Genomic DNA, 14,079 nt, shown 5'->3' with positions numbered 1-14,079 from the left:
GACCTAAGCCTCGATCCGATGGGGAGCAACCCGCACCCTCATCCGCCTGCCGGCACCACCGGGGTCGAGCCTCGGGTCTCGACCCGTCCTTCGTTAGGGTGAGGGGCAGACGTTTCTCGAGAACGGCACGTTTCTCAATACGGCGAATAGCACTGCTGGCGCGGGCCGTTATAGGGTTGGAACGTGTTGTCGTAAGCGCGATAGGACCGGTAGCGGTTGGCGCACCAGGCGACGTGGCTCGAACCCATGCGGGGTGCAGGCTCGACATAACGCGGCTGCGCGACAATGGCGCCGCCGATGACTGCGCCGGCGCCGAAGGCGGCGAGCGGATACCAGTAGCCGTTATAACGACGGTATCCCGGGCGGTAATAGGAATATCCGCGATAGCCGCCGTAATAGCCGGGGCGGTAGTAGGCGCCGGGACGATAGCCAGGCCGGTAACCGGGACGATAATAGCGGCGATATTGGACATTCTCGACGGCGGAGGATTTTTCCATCTGCGGGGCGGTGGGCATCTGGATTGCCTGCGACGGCGCAAAGCCCGTCAGCACTACGGCAGCAGCCAGAACTGCGGTCGCAATCTTGTTTCTCAACCCGATCATTGCTTCATCTCCATTCTACAGCGATCACCGCCTGCCCAGGAACGCTTTCGCGCCCGAATGGTTCCAAAAGCAGCTTGGGCCGGCTGCTGTCCCTTTTAAAGAGTCTGAACTGAACCGGAGATTAACCGGCGCAGCAAAGCGCTTAGAGCATGACGCCGAAAAGTGTGAGCGGTTTTCGGACGACATCATGCTCTGCTTCTTTAATTTAGATCCGGATTCATCCGGATCTACGCAACGACGGAGAATTTCGCCTGATCGCCCTGCAGGCGGTTGACCATGAAGTTCGAATACCATTCGAGGAACTGCATGACGCCGCCTTCATGCAAGGCGGAATAGGGGCCGGGCTCATAGGCAGGCGAGTGAATGCCGAAGGCGTTTTCCTCGACGATGCGGCGATCCTGATCGTTGGTTTCGGTCCAGACATGGGTCAGTTCTTCGAGATTATAATCCACGCCCTCGACGGCGTCCTTGTGGACGAGCCACTTGGTCGTCACCGCAGTCTCGTTGGCGCTGAGCGGCAGGACGCGGAAGGAGATGGCATGGTCGCCGAGCAGGTGGTTCCACGTCGTCGGGTAGTGGAAGAGCAGCATGGTGCCGATATGGCCGATCGAGATATCGTCGGAGAGCGGACGCTTGACGGCGCGCTTGCCCGACATTGTGTAGCTTTCGGCATCCTCGATCAGCGGCATGCGGGCGGTGCGGAACTGACCGTCCGGCGAAATCTGGAACTTGCTCGGCAGCCCGGCGGCTTCGCAGCGCGCCCAATGGCCGGCGATCTCGGGATCGTCGGCGCCGCCATCCGTGCCGGTCACGCTCGGCGCTTCGGGATAGGTGCGGCAGAGTTCGGGGTGATTGGCGGCGCAGTGATAGCACTCGCGGTTGTTTTCCCAGACAAGCTTCCAGTTGCCCTTCTCGATGATCGTGCTCTGGAAGGCGACCTTGCTCTCGCTGATCCGGTGCGGCGCGACATAGGGTTCGATCTTGTCGCGCACCGGCTGGAAATCCGGGGCGGTGTTGGCAAGGCAGATGAAGACAAAGCCTGCGACGGTTTCGCAATGGACAGGCTTCAGGTTGAAACCTGATTTGTCGAAATCATCGCCCATGTGGCGGGCGAAAGCGAGCTTGCCTTCGAGATCATAGGTCCACTGATGATAGGGACAGACGAGACGCACGGACGAGCCGTGCTCCTTGGTGCAGACGCGCGAGCCGCGATGGCGACAGCTGTTGTGGAAAGCGCGGATGACATTGTCACGGCCGCGGACGATGACGACGGGATAGCTGCCGATCTGGACGGTGAAATAGGCGCCCGGCTTCGGCAGCTCGCAATCATGGCCGATGAACAGCCAGTCGCGATAATAGATCATCTCCATGTCGAGCTGGAAATAATCCTCGTCGATATAGAACGGCTGTTCGAGGCTGAAGCCCTCACGGCGGCTCTTGAGCTGACGCAAAACGTTGCTGCGAATATCCATCTTCATGTCCTCGTGCACCCGGCTGCCGCCTTCCGGCAAGAAGGCCGGCGGAAGCGCGCCCGCTTCCTTCTCCTGCGGGAGAAGTGTTCATGGCGTCATTTAATCACCGAGCCTGCCTGCCGCGTGGTTGTAATGCGACATCGGCTTCGAAATTGACGACAGGATGCGGCAAGCCGCAAGCTGCCGATCCCGGTCGATGACATCGCCCGACTCTCCGGGCAATTATCCTCAATTGCGACATGGCGTAAAGACCCGCTCCGCAAAGAGGTCGGCCGCCTGATGTCGATGTCAGTCGCGTTTGCGACATCTGCCGGCATTTGCCCTTCAGCCGGCCGGCTGTGGGGTCATTTTTTAACATCGCCTTAAGCATACGGTCCTATCCTCCTGATGATCACCGACCGACCGAAGAACGCGAACCATGGCCAGACTCCGTTATTTCGACGCGAAAGATGCGAGCAGATCGCAAGAGCCGCAGCTGATTGCCGCCCATTCCGAATTCCTCCGCACCGGCCGCATCCCCCGCGAGCGGCGGCATTGGCTGGCCGAGGAAAAGCGGTATTTCACCCATGACGAGGTCGCCGCGAAGACCGGCCGCAAGCTGCAGGTGGCCGGCGAGAAGACGCATCAGCACATCAACGGCTTTCACCACTCGATCCAGTTTCCGAAGATGATCTTCCACCGGACGCTGGAGGACAGCCCGCATCTCGGCTATTGCCACGTCACCGCCGCGCGGACGAAATTCGCCCATTACGAAGAGGTAAGCTGGGCCTTCTACATCTCCAATTTCTATTCCGACATCGGCGATAACGACAATTTCTTCGAGCGCATCGATGTCGGTTATTCCCGCATGTATTTCGCCGTCGCGATCAAACCGGGCGAGGACTCCGCGGAAAAGATGACCATCGACCGCTCCGTGCGCGGCAACGGCCTGCTCTTCCGCACCCACGATCCGCAGGCAGCGATCCGCAACATCCTGCTGCTCGGCGCCCGCAACGAACAGCTGCGCGAAATCATCCGGCAACTCTAAAGCGCGACGCGCTTCAAGTCCTTGCTTGATGCATGTCGTTGTCCCAAAACCGCTGCACACTTTTGGGCGACAAGCATACAACGCGATTGATCGCGGACGGCGGAAAGCCTAATGACTGCCAAGACTAACACGGGCAGGACATGGCACGCATAATCGACATCACGGCGGACAGGCAGGCAGCGCTCGAGGCGGCCTCGGCCGCTCTTGCGGACGGCTTTGCCATCGCCATCCCGACGGAGACCGTCTATGGCCTTGCCGCCGACGCCACCAATCCTTTGGCCATCGCCCGCATCTACGAGACAAAGGGACGGCCGCGCTTCAACCCGCTGATCTGCCACATGGCCGATCTCGCGATGGCCGAGGAACATGCCGAATTCGACCCGGTCTCGCGGGCGCTCGCTGCAGCCTTCTGGCCCGGCCCGCTGACCCTCGTGCTGCCGCTGAAGCCTCAGAGCTCGATCCATTCGCTGGCGACCGCCGGGCTCGACAGCGTCGGCATCCGCGTGCCGAAGGGATTTGCAGGCGCGTTGATCGGCGCCTTCGGACGGCCGCTCGCAGCCCCCAGCGCCAATACCTCGGGCGGGGTCAGCGCCACGAGTGCCGCCCATGTCGAAGCCGATCTCGGGGCGAAAATCCCGCTGATCCTCGATGCAGGTCCAAGCGCTGTCGGCGTCGAATCGACGATCGTCAAGGCAGAGGGCGGCCGACTGCGGCTGCTTCGGCCGGGTGGACTGGCGGCGCGCGAGATCGAGCGCATCGCCGGCCAACCGCTGCTGCGGGCGAAGGCAGCATCGGCGGCCATCGAAGCGCCGGGCATGCTCGCCTCGCATTACGCGCCGGGTGCTTCCGTGCGGCTCAATGCAACGGCAGTCGAACCCGGCGAAGCGCTTATCGCCTTCGGCAGCGCTGCGGTCTCCGGCGCGGACAGTGCGCGGATCGTGCTTGATCTCAGCCCGCACGGCGACCTTGCAGAGGCCGCGGCCAATCTTTTCGACTACATGAAGCGGGCCGATGCCAGCGGTGCCCGGAGCATCGCCTTTTCGCCCATTCCTGAGGAAGGGTTGGGCGAAGCGATCAACGACCGGCTGCAGCGGGCAGCCGCGCCTCGCGACTGAAGGACCGGGAATAGGATGGAGAATCGAGCCCGATGAGCAGCATTTCCAACGAGGATCTCGACCGCTTTATTGCGATCGTCGGCGAAAAATACGCGCTTCGCAGCGAGGCCGATCTTGCGCCGCATCTGATCGAAAACCGCGGGCTCTACCACGGCTCCTCCCCTCTCCTCTTGAAACCCGGTTCGGTCGAGGAAGTCTCTGAGATCATGAAGCTCGCGACGGAGACGGGCACGGCGATCGTGCCGCAGACCGGCAATACCGGCCTCGTCGGCGGCCAGACGCCGCGTCAGGGCAAGTCCGATGTCATCCTGTCGCTCGAGCGCATGAACAGGATCCGCGATGTCGATCCGGTGGCGAACGTGCTGGTGGCAGACGGCGGCGCCATCCTTGCCGAGGTGCAGAAGGCAGCCGAAGCGCATGGGCGGCTGTTTCCGCTGTCGCTCGGCTCGGAGGGCTCCTGCCGCATCGGCGGCAACCTTTCCACCAATGCCGGCGGCACGGCCGTGCTTGCCTACGGCAATATGCGCCAGCTCTGCCTCGGCCTCGAAGTGGTGCTGCCGACCGGCGAAATCTGGGACGGGCTGCGCCGCCTGAAGAAGGACAATACCGGCTACGACCTGCGCGATCTCTTCATCGGCGCCGAGGGCACGCTCGGCATCATCACCGGCGCGGTGCTGAAGCTCTTTCCCCAGCCGCTCGGTCATCAGGTGGCATTCGCCGGCCTGAATTCGGTGGTCGATGCCCTTGCCCTCTTCAACCTCGCCTCCAGCCTCTGCGGCGCCTCGCTGACCGGTTTCGAGCTGATGCCGCGTTTCGGCGTCGAGATTACCACGCGCCACATCGACGGCGTGCGCGATCCGCTGGACGCGGCCTATCCCTGGTACGTGCTGATCGACATATCGACGTCGGATTCTGCCGAGACGGCGGAGCGGATGATGAATGGCGTGCTGGAGCAGGGTTTCGAGGCCGGGCTGGTGCTTGATGCCGCGATCGCTGCATCGGTAGCGCAGCAGAAGGCGATCTGGCACATGCGCGAAAGCATGTCGGATGCGCAGAAGCCGGAAGGCGGGTCGATCAAGCACGATGTTTCCGTGCCGGTGTCGAAGATCCCGCATTTCATGGCTGAGGCCGAAGAAGCTGTCATGGCGGCGATGCCGGGCGCCCGCATCTGCGCCTTCGGCCATATGGGCGACGGCAATATTCATTACAATATTTCCCAGCCGCTCGGCGCCGACAAGGCCGCCTTCATCGCTCGCTGGCGCGAGATGAACCATATCGTGCATGGGCTGGTGCTGGCGCATGGCGGCTCGATCTCGGCCGAGCACGGCATCGGCCAGCTGAAGCGCGACGAACTGGCGGCGATCCGCCCGGCAATCGAAATCGACCTGATGCGCCGCATCAAACGCGCCTTCGACCCAGCCGATATCATGAACCCGGGAAAGGTTGTCAGCCTCGATCCGTGAGGCTGCACGCCATCAGGCCTACTGCGTGCCGCCGTTGGTGAGGATCATCAGCGCCGGCGACTGCTGCGTGGCGTTCTGGACGTCGTACATCGCGGTAAACCGGCGCAGCAGCTTGTCGACCTTCTTCGGATCCTGGAGATCCTCGAGCTTGACGAAGCGGTTGATGAGATCGGCCTGCTTGGCCACATCCATGCCCGAGATCTGCGACGGCAGGCTGTAGGCTGTTGTGATGACCTGATAGAGCGCCTTGTCGCCGAGGATCCCATAGATCGAGGTGATGCTCGAGGCCTTGCGGCTGAAATAGAGCGCCAGACGGACGCCGTCATTGCTTTCGCCTTGCTGGGCTTCCATCGTCTGCTGAACGTAGAGCTCCTGCGTATGCTCCTCGGCCGCCTTGTTCTGGATGGTGCCGATCTTGGCGCGGGTCAGGTTGCCGTCCTTGTCGAAATTGAAGGCAGCGACGATGTCCTGGAATCGCGCATCGGCGGTGGCGTTGAGATAGCTCTTCTTGTCGTCGGGATCGGATGTGAAGATCTTCTTGAGCGTCGCCTTGTCGTAATCCTTCGGATCAAGGTTGTTCGCCTTCAGCACCAGGTCGGTCAGGCGGCTGTCGTCGAGGAAATCGTCGAGCGACTTTACCTTCGCCATGCCCTTGGCGAAATAGTCGACTTCAGCCGTCGCGTCCTTCGCCGCCTTGTCCTTCACCGGACCGTCCTTCATCAGCATGGTGATATGCGATCTATAGTCGGTGGCGTATTTGGCCATGGTCGCGTCGGGCAGCGCCTGGAAGGGTGATGCCGCCTTGCCGTCGGGGCCGAAGTTGAAGGCGCGGGCAAGATTGGTGATGCGTTCATCCTTGAGCGAGGCGACATAGCCATCCGGATCATAGGCATCGCTCGTCAGGATCTTGCGCATCATCGAGCGCGAGACCTCCTGGTCGGTCAGACCGAAGGCCTGCAGCGCCACATGGAAGAGATCCGGCAGATTGTCGTTGCTCTTGCTGAAATCGGCCGCCGAATTGCTGCGCAGGAAATCATTGACGCTGTTGACGTCGGAGAAATTCAGCAGGCTGCTGCTGTCGGCCATAAGCTTCTGGTAGTTGGATGCGACCTCGTCGATCGCCTCGTCGCGTTCGTCGTCGTAGCGCGCCGCATAATTGTCGTTGGTGGTCTGTGCCTGGTCTGCCGTCTGGGCCGAGCTGACGACAGGAAGCGATCCGTCGGCGGCGAAATTGAAGTCGGCATTGAGATCGGCATGGCCGGCTGCGGCAGCGGCCGTCGCATCGGTCAGGATGCTCTTCAGATCGGCGTCCGAAATATTGAACGGCAGATTGTAGGTGCTCTTCAGGAAATTGGTAATGACGCTGTCGGCAAGCAGATCATCGACATTGCTGATCGTCGACATCCTGGCGGAATAATCATCCGTGCGCGCCGTAGCGGCAAATTTCGTGCTGCTGATCTGGGTCGCCGTCTGCGCCGCCATGCCGTCCTCAAGCGTGCCATCCGCCTTGAAATTGAAGGCGGCGGCAACGTCGGCATAGGTGCCGGTGCCGCTCTGATCGGTCAGGATAGCGCGAAGGTCGACGTCGCTGACCGTCGACGGGATGCCGTAGGCGTTGCGCACGAAATTGTTCAGCTTCTGGTCCGCCAGCAACTGATCGACGTTTGAGATGCCGGCGATGGTCGACTGGTAATAGACTGCCGCATTGTCGGCCTTGCTGGTGGTGCTGGCACTTTGCGTCGCCGTTTGCGAGGCGTAAAGGGTCGCGATCGAACCGTCCGATTTGAAGTTGAAGAGGTCGTGAACGTCGCTGTAGCCCTGGGCGCTGGCAGCCGTGCGGTCGACGAGGAAAGTCCTCAATGTCGCATCGGAGACGCTGTCTGCGATCTGCATGCTGTTTCTGATATAGCTGACCGCAACCGCATCCGACATGATGTCGTCGACATCGGTGACGTTGCCGATCATGCTGTTGAAATGTGCTGCATTCGCCGCCGACTTGTCGGTCGTCGATTTCCGCTGCGCCGCGGTCTGGATCACGGAACCGTTGATCGAACCGTCTGCCTGGAAGTTGAAGTCGGCATTGAGATCGGCATGGCCCTGGGCCGCGGCATAGGCCGAATCGGTCAGGATGTTCTTCAGCTCGGCATTGCTGAAGTCCGTGCCGAGACCATAGGCATCCTTGATGTAGCGCGCCAGTACATTGTCGGCGAGCAGATCATCGACGTTGGTGATGCCGGTCGACTGGGATGTCGTGGTATAGTAGTTGCCGGTCATCGCGGCGGCGTTCTTCAGATTGTTCGCCTGGTCGACCGTCTGGACGCGCGCCGTGCTGGAGGCCGACCCGTCAGCCTTGAAGTTGAAAGCGTTGTAGACATTGGTAAAGCCCATCAGCTGCGCATAACCGGGATCGGTCAGCACCGTGCGCAGCGCTGCGGCGGTGAAGTCGGCGCCCATGCTGTAGGCCGTCGTGATATAAGAGGTCAGGCGCTTGTCGGCGACCAGATCGTCGACATTGGTGATCGTGCCGATCTTCGCCGTGTAATAGGCCTTGTTATAGTCCGCCGCCGTCTGGCCCACGTAATAGACGTCCGAACCGACCGAATTGTCGATGATGACGGACTGGGAATTCAGGGTGTAGGATTCGATGACCGAGGCCTTCTGCGCGGCGGTCTGCGCCGTGCCGGTGACGGTGCCGTCGGCATTGAAGCTGAACTGGGCGGCAAGCGCCTTGTACTTGTCGCCGCCTTGGGTGTTGACGACGCTCGTGGGGTCGCTGAGATCGCTCGTCAGCACCTGCCGCAGAAAATCCTTCGACGCATAGGTCGGATCGATGTTGAAAGTCTTCAGCACATAGGTGCGCAGCCGGGTGTTGTTGACCAGGTCGTCGACGGTCTGCACGCTATCGATATTGTTGCTGTAATAGGTACTCTCGGCGCTGGCGGCCTTGTCGGCATCGACGAAGGACTGTTTGTAGAGGCCGATCAGGTCGTCCTCCTGCGCGTCTGTCTGCACATCCTTCTCCGGCGCATTGAAATTGAAGGCGGCGGCGAATTCGCGATAACGCGTATCGGAAAGCTTGTTGGCGTAGCTGTTGGGGTCTGTGAGGTCGCTTTCGAGCACCTTTTTCATGAAGGCCTTGGCATAGGTCATGTCCTCGAGACCATAGGCCTTCATTGCATAGCTGTAGAGCTTGTAGTCGCCGAGGAAATCGTCGACGTTTTCGACCTTGTTGATATGGTCGGCGTAGTATTGAGCATCCTTCTTGACCGTCGCCTGCGACGCAACCTTGTTGAGGCTGGACGTCATATCCCGCGACAGGATCGTGTAAGCGAGGGAAGCCGAGATCATGAAAAGCGCCCTTTTCACCCAAATTTCTAAAAAACGACGAACTGCTGGTGAGCACATTTTGCCATGGAAAGCTTACCTGAGGCTTACCTGTGGATGCATCATTTCAGGACACCACACCGTTCACCTTCCGGAAACCCTGCCGGATTCGGTTTTGATAACCATCAGAGGAGGCAAAGTTTTCTTAACCGCAATTTTTAAGCTGTACGGAACGGCGGGTGCCTATTGTCGGCGATAGAGGACGAAAAGTCCCAAGGAGAAGACCGGAAATCGGCTCTCAGGTAAGACAAGGGTAGAATGAAATGAACAATCCCGTTATGAAGCCCGCCTGGGCTGGCACGACGTTACGCCTCGATCCGTCCCGCTTTCCCCAGCAGGTCAGCTACGCCATCCACGATTGTTCGGATGACGTCAATATCACCATAGACGAACGCGGTGCGGTCCTGCGCAAGGTCCTCCCCTCCAGCGGCCTGCCGCTCTCGATTGCGCTGCCGAAGCGCGTCTTCAAGGGTGTCGCCGCCCGCGCCATCGACCATGGCGACGGCGATGTCACCGTCACGCTCGAGCTTCACCACGCCGATCCCGAGCTCTGCATTCCGCTGCTCGTCGCCCATGATCTCAGCGACATCGCCGCCGACTGGCGCAGCTGGTCCGAAGCCTTCCGCATTCCGATGCTGATGGTCGAGGCCGACGGCGTCGCCCGGCCGCTCGAAGACCACATCGGCGCCTTACGCACCAGCGACCTCAAGCCGCGCCGCCGTCATTCCTATTTCGCCAATCGCCGTCCGCGCTTCCTCGTGCGCCGCACCACCGGCCGGCTGGGCGTCGCCATGAAGATCGAAGGCAAGGAAATCATCGCCCGGACTTAAGCGAGATCGCGAAAGTCCCAATGTGGCAATGCCATTTTGAAACCCGGCGCCCGCGCCGGGTTTATCGTTTCATTCATCGTCCCAATCAGGGAATGGCAAACAGCAGCGAGACGAAGAGGCCGAAGAAGATGATCAGGCCGACGCGATTGTTCGATTTGAAGAGCGCCAGGCACTGGTCGGCATCGTTGATATCGAGCCGGACGATCTGCCAGGCGAACATGCCGGCCGCACCGAGCAGACCCAGAAACGCGATGAGATTGGCGCCGGCGAGCGCGAAAGCAATAAACATCAGCACCAGCGTCAGCCCATAAAGGCCGATCAGCCATTGCCGTGTCCTGTCGCCGAACAGGCGCGCGGTGGAGCGGACGCCGATCAGCTCGTCATCCTCCTTGTCCTGATGCGCATAGATCGTGTCATAACCGATCGTCCAGGCGACGGAGGCGGCGTAGAGCAGGATGGCGGCAAAGGAGAGGCCGCCAAAAATGCCGGCCCAGCCCATCAGCGCGCCCCAGGAAAAGGCAAGCCCGAGGTAAAATTGCGGCCAGTCGGTAAAGCGTTTGGCAAAGGGATAAAGTGCCACGATCCCGAGCGAGAGCACGCCGAGGAAGACGCTAAACCAGTTGAACTGCAACAGCACGAAGAGGCCGACCAGCGCCTGCAAACCGATGAAGATCTTCGCCCGGCGGCGCGTGACACGGCCGGAGGGCAGCGGACGCGACCGCGTGCGCGCCACTTCCATGTCGATCTCGTGGTCGACGAGATCGTTATAGGTGCAACCGGCGCCGCGCATGGCGACGGCGCCGATGAAATAGAGGAACAGGTGAGACACCAGCACGCTGCCGGAATAGAGCCCCTCGCCGATCGCCGCATTGGCGGCAAGGGTCGCCGACCAGAAGCACGGCCACATCAGGAGCTGCCAGCCGATCGGGCGATCCCAGCGTGCCAGCTGCGCATAGGGCCAAAGCCATGGCGGCAGGATCCGGTAGACCCAGTTATCGGAAGGTGCGTCGGAGACGCGATCGTTTAAGTCGCCGGTATCGTGCATGCCGCTCATCTAGCGGCGGGCGGCCGATCCGGTCAAGAAGCGATCATTGCGCTGCCACTTGCATCATCCCTAGATCAGAATCGATCCCGGGATGAAATTATCCTGCAATTCAAAGTGTTACAGCGCTGCGCATCTGGGAGGGATGCGCAGCCGCGTCAATCACTGCAGGGAAAAATTGAACTTGTAGGTCGCCGAGACGCCGATCAGGACCTGGTTCTTCGAGCCGCGCTCGCGCACGAGGCTGCTGTCGGCGGCGGGACCCGCCAGCCGCTTATATTCGAGGAAGGAACTGGCCGAAAGGTTTTCCGTCGCCTTCCAGGTCAGCGCCGCGCCGGCGCCATAGGATTGGATGCCCGACGACGGCTTATAGGGATCAAGGCCGCTTGCTGCCGCCTGCTTGGCGTTGACGCCGTAATAGGCGTCGTAATAGCCGCTGGTGGCGAAGGTCGCGAGCGGACCGCCAGATAGCTGCAGGTCGGGGGCGATATCGGTGAAGGCATCGACCGCGAGATCGGCGACGATGCCGTCATGCGAGCGGATGCCCTGGCGGACTTCGGCGCGGGCGCGAAGGAAATCGGTCGGGTAGACTTCGACGAAACCGCCGGCTTCCGCGCCCCATTTGACCTTCTTCAAGCCCTTCAGTTCGCTGCCGTCGCCATCATCGCGCGACGGCACGAATTTGCCGACGATGCCAGCGCGGAAGGCGCCCCTGTCGATGAGGGCGAAAGAAGGATTGTCGTTGCGCGAGGAAAAACGCGGACCGGCGCCTTGGCGGCCGACCGAGATCAGCGGGCTGAACTTGAATTCATTGTGCGACGAGCCCTCGAATTTCGGGGCGGAGAAACCGGCGACGCCGACGCTCAGATACCAGTCGCCGGACCAGAAGTGCTGGCCGCTTTCCTGCGCGGCGACCGAACCAAAAGATGAAAGGGCAATAGCCAGAGAGATCGATACGACTGATCGATGAGACACGTCCACACTCCAGAAAACGCAAAGACAAAGCCGCGAAGGGCGGCGCTCGTTACATCTATCCTGATGTCGTTACCCCGATCTTAACCACGGCGAAACAAAGGGCGCTGATGAAAGGCCGGTGGCATCTGCTATCGAATTCCGCAAAACCGGTCCCGCAGTGGCTCTAACGCAGGTTCCAGCGGCGGATGACCGGTTCGGTCAGATCGTGCTCATAGCCGAGCACGCTGATGCTCGCGGTATCGAGCACGAAACGGGAGCCGTCTTCCGGCGGCAGGCCAAGCCAGCGGGCGGCGAGGACCCGCAGGAAATGCGAGCTCGAAAAGATCAGGATGGTGCCGGCCGTTTGACGAAGTCCGCCAATCACGGCGTCGGCGCGATCGCCGACATCGGCGGCGAATTCGCCCTTCGGGCAGCCGTCGCGAAAGAGCTGCCAGCCGGGGCGGTCGGCAAGGATCGCCTTGGTGGTGATGCCTTCGTAAGCGCCATAGTCCCATTCGGCGAGATCGTCCTTGATCACCGCGCCCGATCCGAATCCGGCGAGCGCGCAGGTCTTGCGCGCTCGCTCGGAGGGGCTCGACCAGACGGCGGAGAAGCTAAGGCCCGCCAGCCGGTCGGCGATTTTGCGGGCGGCCTCTTCGCCATTCGACGTCAAGGGAATATCACTGCGTCCGGTATGGCGCCCGGACAGGCTCCATTCGGTTTCACCGTGGCGGACCAAGTAGATCTCGGGAAACGCATTGCTCATCGGCACGTCCTTTCATGAGAATCCGTCCCCCGGCAAAAGCGCCAGCGGAAACGGCACTTCCGCGGGATCAGAACGTCACCTTTTCGAGCGGCGCGCGCCTCGCCTCGAATTCCTTCAGCTTCGCTTCGTTCCGCTCAATATAGTTGCGATTGTCGGGAACGGCGAACTGGTTCTTGGCGATCTGGATCTGCAGGATGAAGAGTTCGTCCCAGCGGAAGCCCATTTCGGAACCCGCCAGATAGAATTCCCACATGCGGAAGAATTGCTCGTCGTAGAGCGCCACCGCTTCGGCCTTGCGCGCCACGAAACGTTCGCGCCAATGGCGCAGCGTATAGGCATAATGCAGCGGCAGGATTTCGATATCCTTGACCAGCAGCCCGGCCTTTTCAAGCGGCGGCACGACCTCGCCGACGGAAGGGATGTAGCCGCCCGGGAAGATGTATTTCTCGATGAAGGCATTGGTGCCGAAGCTCGGCTTCGGGCGGCCGATCGAATGCAGCACCATGACGCCGTTGTCGTCGAGCAGATCCGATACCTTGCGGAAGAAATTGCCATAATGGCCGATGCCGACATGTTCGAACATGCCGACCGAGACGATGCGGTCGAACTTCCTGCCCGTCATGGTGCGGTAGTCCTGCAGTTCGAAACGCACCCGGTCGGCAAAGCCGCGCTTTTCGGCGCGCGTACGCGAGACCTTGAGCTGCTCCTCGCTCAGCGTGATGCCGGTGAACTCTGCACCTTCGGTCGCCTCCGTCAGGTACATGCCCATGCCGCCCCAGCCGGAGCCGATCTCGAGGATGCGCTGGTTCGGCTCGAGCAGAAGCTTGGCGGCGATATGGCGCTTCTTGGCGAGCTGCGCCTCGTCGAGACCAATGCCCGGCGGCTCGAAATAGGCGCAGGAATATTGCCAGTCCTCGTCGAGGAAAAGATCGAAGAGCTTGGCCGACAGGTCGTAATGATGGGCGACATTGTGCTTGTTGCGATTGACCGGCACGCGGCTCTTCAGCTGCTGCCAGGCAATGCGGCCAAGCAGCAGTGCCGCCATCTTGAAATCGAAGATCTCGTTGGTGGTGTTCTGTTTCACCAGCGACAGGAAATCGTAGATGTTGCCCTGTTCGAGAATGAACCGGCCTTGCATGTACATTTCGCCGAGCTTCATGGCCGGGTCGCGCCGGATGGCGTCCTCGGCCTCCTGGTCGGCAAGGCGGGCGACAACGGTTTCACCGGTGCCGTCGCCGATAGTGTGGGTTTCGCCATTGGCAAGGGTAAGTTTCAACGAACCCTTGCGGACGATTTGCTGGACGATCGATAAGAATGCCGACGCCATGGACGCCTCGCAAATGTGACAGGATGGTCACATCAACTTAATAGCTCTCTTTCGCCTTACAAGCGCCGGATTTAGCACTCCGTTCAGAACGCTGCCA

The 14,079-nt window shown here is 60.9% G+C and carries 12 protein-coding genes; 5 read left to right on the top strand and 7 right to left on the bottom strand.

Annotated elements, in window-relative coordinates:
- Positions 1-134: 134 nt before the first annotated feature.
- Positions 135-602: a BA14K family protein gene (locus OLZ32_RS10110; protein WP_264397055.1), complete on the bottom strand. Its 468-nt coding sequence runs from the start codon at positions 600-602 to the stop codon at positions 135-137.
- Positions 603-829: 227 nt separating this feature from the next.
- Positions 830-2,074: an aromatic ring-hydroxylating oxygenase subunit alpha gene (locus OLZ32_RS10105; protein WP_264420842.1), complete on the bottom strand. Its 1,245-nt coding sequence runs from the start codon at positions 2,072-2,074 to the stop codon at positions 830-832.
- Between the two features lie 418 nt (positions 2,075-2,492).
- On the opposite strand from OLZ32_RS10105, the gene OLZ32_RS10100 reads away from it, so the two are divergent.
- From OLZ32_RS10100 to OLZ32_RS10090, 3 genes are all read left to right on the top strand, one after another.
- Positions 2,493-3,101 carry a DUF6656 family protein gene (locus OLZ32_RS10100; RefSeq protein WP_003545901.1) on the top strand — a complete coding sequence of 203 codons (609 nt, stop codon included), beginning with the start codon at positions 2,493-2,495 and terminating at the stop codon, positions 3,099-3,101.
- 140 nt (positions 3,102-3,241) lie between these two features.
- The gene (locus OLZ32_RS10095) at positions 3,242-4,216 is read left to right on the top strand and encodes an L-threonylcarbamoyladenylate synthase (RefSeq protein WP_264420839.1); all 975 of its coding nucleotides are present in this window, start codon (positions 3,242-3,244) and stop codon (positions 4,214-4,216) included.
- A gap of 32 nt (positions 4,217-4,248) precedes the next feature.
- Entirely contained in the window at positions 4,249-5,679 is a 1,431-nt protein-coding gene (locus tag OLZ32_RS10090) for an FAD-binding oxidoreductase (protein ID WP_264420836.1), read from the top strand.
- An 18-nt stretch (positions 5,680-5,697) separates the two neighbouring features.
- On the opposite strand, the gene OLZ32_RS10085 is transcribed toward OLZ32_RS10090, so the two are convergent.
- Positions 5,698-9,027, bottom strand: coding sequence for a DUF1217 domain-containing protein (locus OLZ32_RS10085; RefSeq protein ID WP_264420833.1), 3,330 nt, complete (start codon positions 9,025-9,027; stop codon positions 5,698-5,700).
- On the opposite strand from OLZ32_RS10085, the gene OLZ32_RS10080 reads away from it, so the two are divergent.
- Positions 9,026-9,262: a hypothetical protein gene (locus tag OLZ32_RS10080; protein ID WP_264420831.1), complete on the top strand. Its 237-nt coding sequence runs from the start codon at positions 9,026-9,028 to the stop codon at positions 9,260-9,262. The two genes, OLZ32_RS10085 and OLZ32_RS10080, sit on opposite strands and share 2 nt — an antisense overlap.
- A 64-nt stretch (positions 9,263-9,326) precedes the next feature.
- Positions 9,327-9,893, top strand: a complete 567-nt coding sequence (locus tag OLZ32_RS10075) for a DUF6101 family protein (RefSeq protein WP_003545897.1) — start codon at positions 9,327-9,329, stop codon at positions 9,891-9,893.
- Between the two features lie 85 nt (positions 9,894-9,978).
- Here OLZ32_RS10075 and ubiA read toward each other — a convergent pair whose 3' ends face one another.
- From ubiA to OLZ32_RS10055, 4 genes are all read right to left on the bottom strand, one after another.
- The gene (ubiA, locus tag OLZ32_RS10070) at positions 9,979-10,938 is read right to left on the bottom strand and encodes a 4-hydroxybenzoate octaprenyltransferase (RefSeq protein WP_264420828.1); all 960 of its coding nucleotides are present in this window, start codon (positions 10,936-10,938) and stop codon (positions 9,979-9,981) included.
- A 159-nt stretch (positions 10,939-11,097) separates the two neighbouring features.
- The gene (locus OLZ32_RS10065) at positions 11,098-11,910 is read right to left on the bottom strand and encodes a MipA/OmpV family protein (RefSeq protein ID WP_264420826.1); all 813 of its coding nucleotides are present in this window, start codon (positions 11,908-11,910) and stop codon (positions 11,098-11,100) included.
- Between the two features lie 163 nt (positions 11,911-12,073).
- On the bottom strand, positions 12,074-12,655 hold the full coding sequence (locus OLZ32_RS10060) for a histidine phosphatase family protein (RefSeq protein ID WP_264420824.1): 582 nt from the start codon (positions 12,653-12,655) through the stop codon (positions 12,074-12,076).
- Between the two features lie 67 nt (positions 12,656-12,722).
- Positions 12,723-13,982: an SAM-dependent methyltransferase gene (locus OLZ32_RS10055; RefSeq protein ID WP_264420822.1), complete on the bottom strand. Its 1,260-nt coding sequence runs from the start codon at positions 13,980-13,982 to the stop codon at positions 12,723-12,725.
- Positions 13,983-14,079 lie beyond the last annotated feature (97 nt).

Origin of the sequence: Rhizobium acaciae, assembly GCF_025941625.1 — a bacterium.
Taxonomy (GTDB): domain Bacteria; phylum Pseudomonadota; class Alphaproteobacteria; order Rhizobiales; family Rhizobiaceae; genus Rhizobium; species Rhizobium acaciae.
The sequence above is the reverse complement of the archived record's forward strand: the minus strand, read 5'-3'. Positions and strand labels throughout refer to the sequence as shown.

Bases quoted from the DNA above. Each gene is read 5' to 3' on its own strand.
- OLZ32_RS10110 (WP_264397055.1), bottom strand. From the start codon at position 602: ATGATCGGGTTGAGAAACAAGATTGCGACCGCAGTTCTGGCTGCTGCC.
- OLZ32_RS10105 (WP_264420842.1), bottom strand. From the start codon at position 2,074: ATGGATATTCGCAGCAACGTTTTGCGTCAGCTCAAGAGCCGCCGTGAG.
- OLZ32_RS10100 (WP_003545901.1), top strand. From the start codon at position 2,493: ATGGCCAGACTCCGTTATTTCGACGCGAAAGATGCGAGCAGATCGCAA.
- OLZ32_RS10095 (WP_264420839.1), top strand. From the start codon at position 3,242: ATGGCACGCATAATCGACATCACGGCGGACAGGCAGGCAGCGCTCGAG.
- OLZ32_RS10090 (WP_264420836.1), top strand. From the start codon at position 4,249: ATGAGCAGCATTTCCAACGAGGATCTCGACCGCTTTATTGCGATCGTC.
- OLZ32_RS10080 (WP_264420831.1), top strand. From the start codon at position 9,026: ATGAAAAGCGCCCTTTTCACCCAAATTTCTAAAAAACGACGAACTGCT.
- OLZ32_RS10085 (WP_264420833.1), bottom strand. From the start codon at position 9,027: ATGATCTCGGCTTCCCTCGCTTACACGATCCTGTCGCGGGATATGACG.
- OLZ32_RS10075 (WP_003545897.1), top strand. From the start codon at position 9,327: ATGAACAATCCCGTTATGAAGCCCGCCTGGGCTGGCACGACGTTACGC.
- ubiA (WP_264420828.1), bottom strand. From the start codon at position 10,938: ATGCACGATACCGGCGACTTAAACGATCGCGTCTCCGACGCACCTTCC.
- OLZ32_RS10060 (WP_264420824.1), bottom strand. From the start codon at position 12,655: ATGAGCAATGCGTTTCCCGAGATCTACTTGGTCCGCCACGGTGAAACC.
- OLZ32_RS10055 (WP_264420822.1), bottom strand. From the start codon at position 13,982: ATGGCGTCGGCATTCTTATCGATCGTCCAGCAAATCGTCCGCAAGGGT.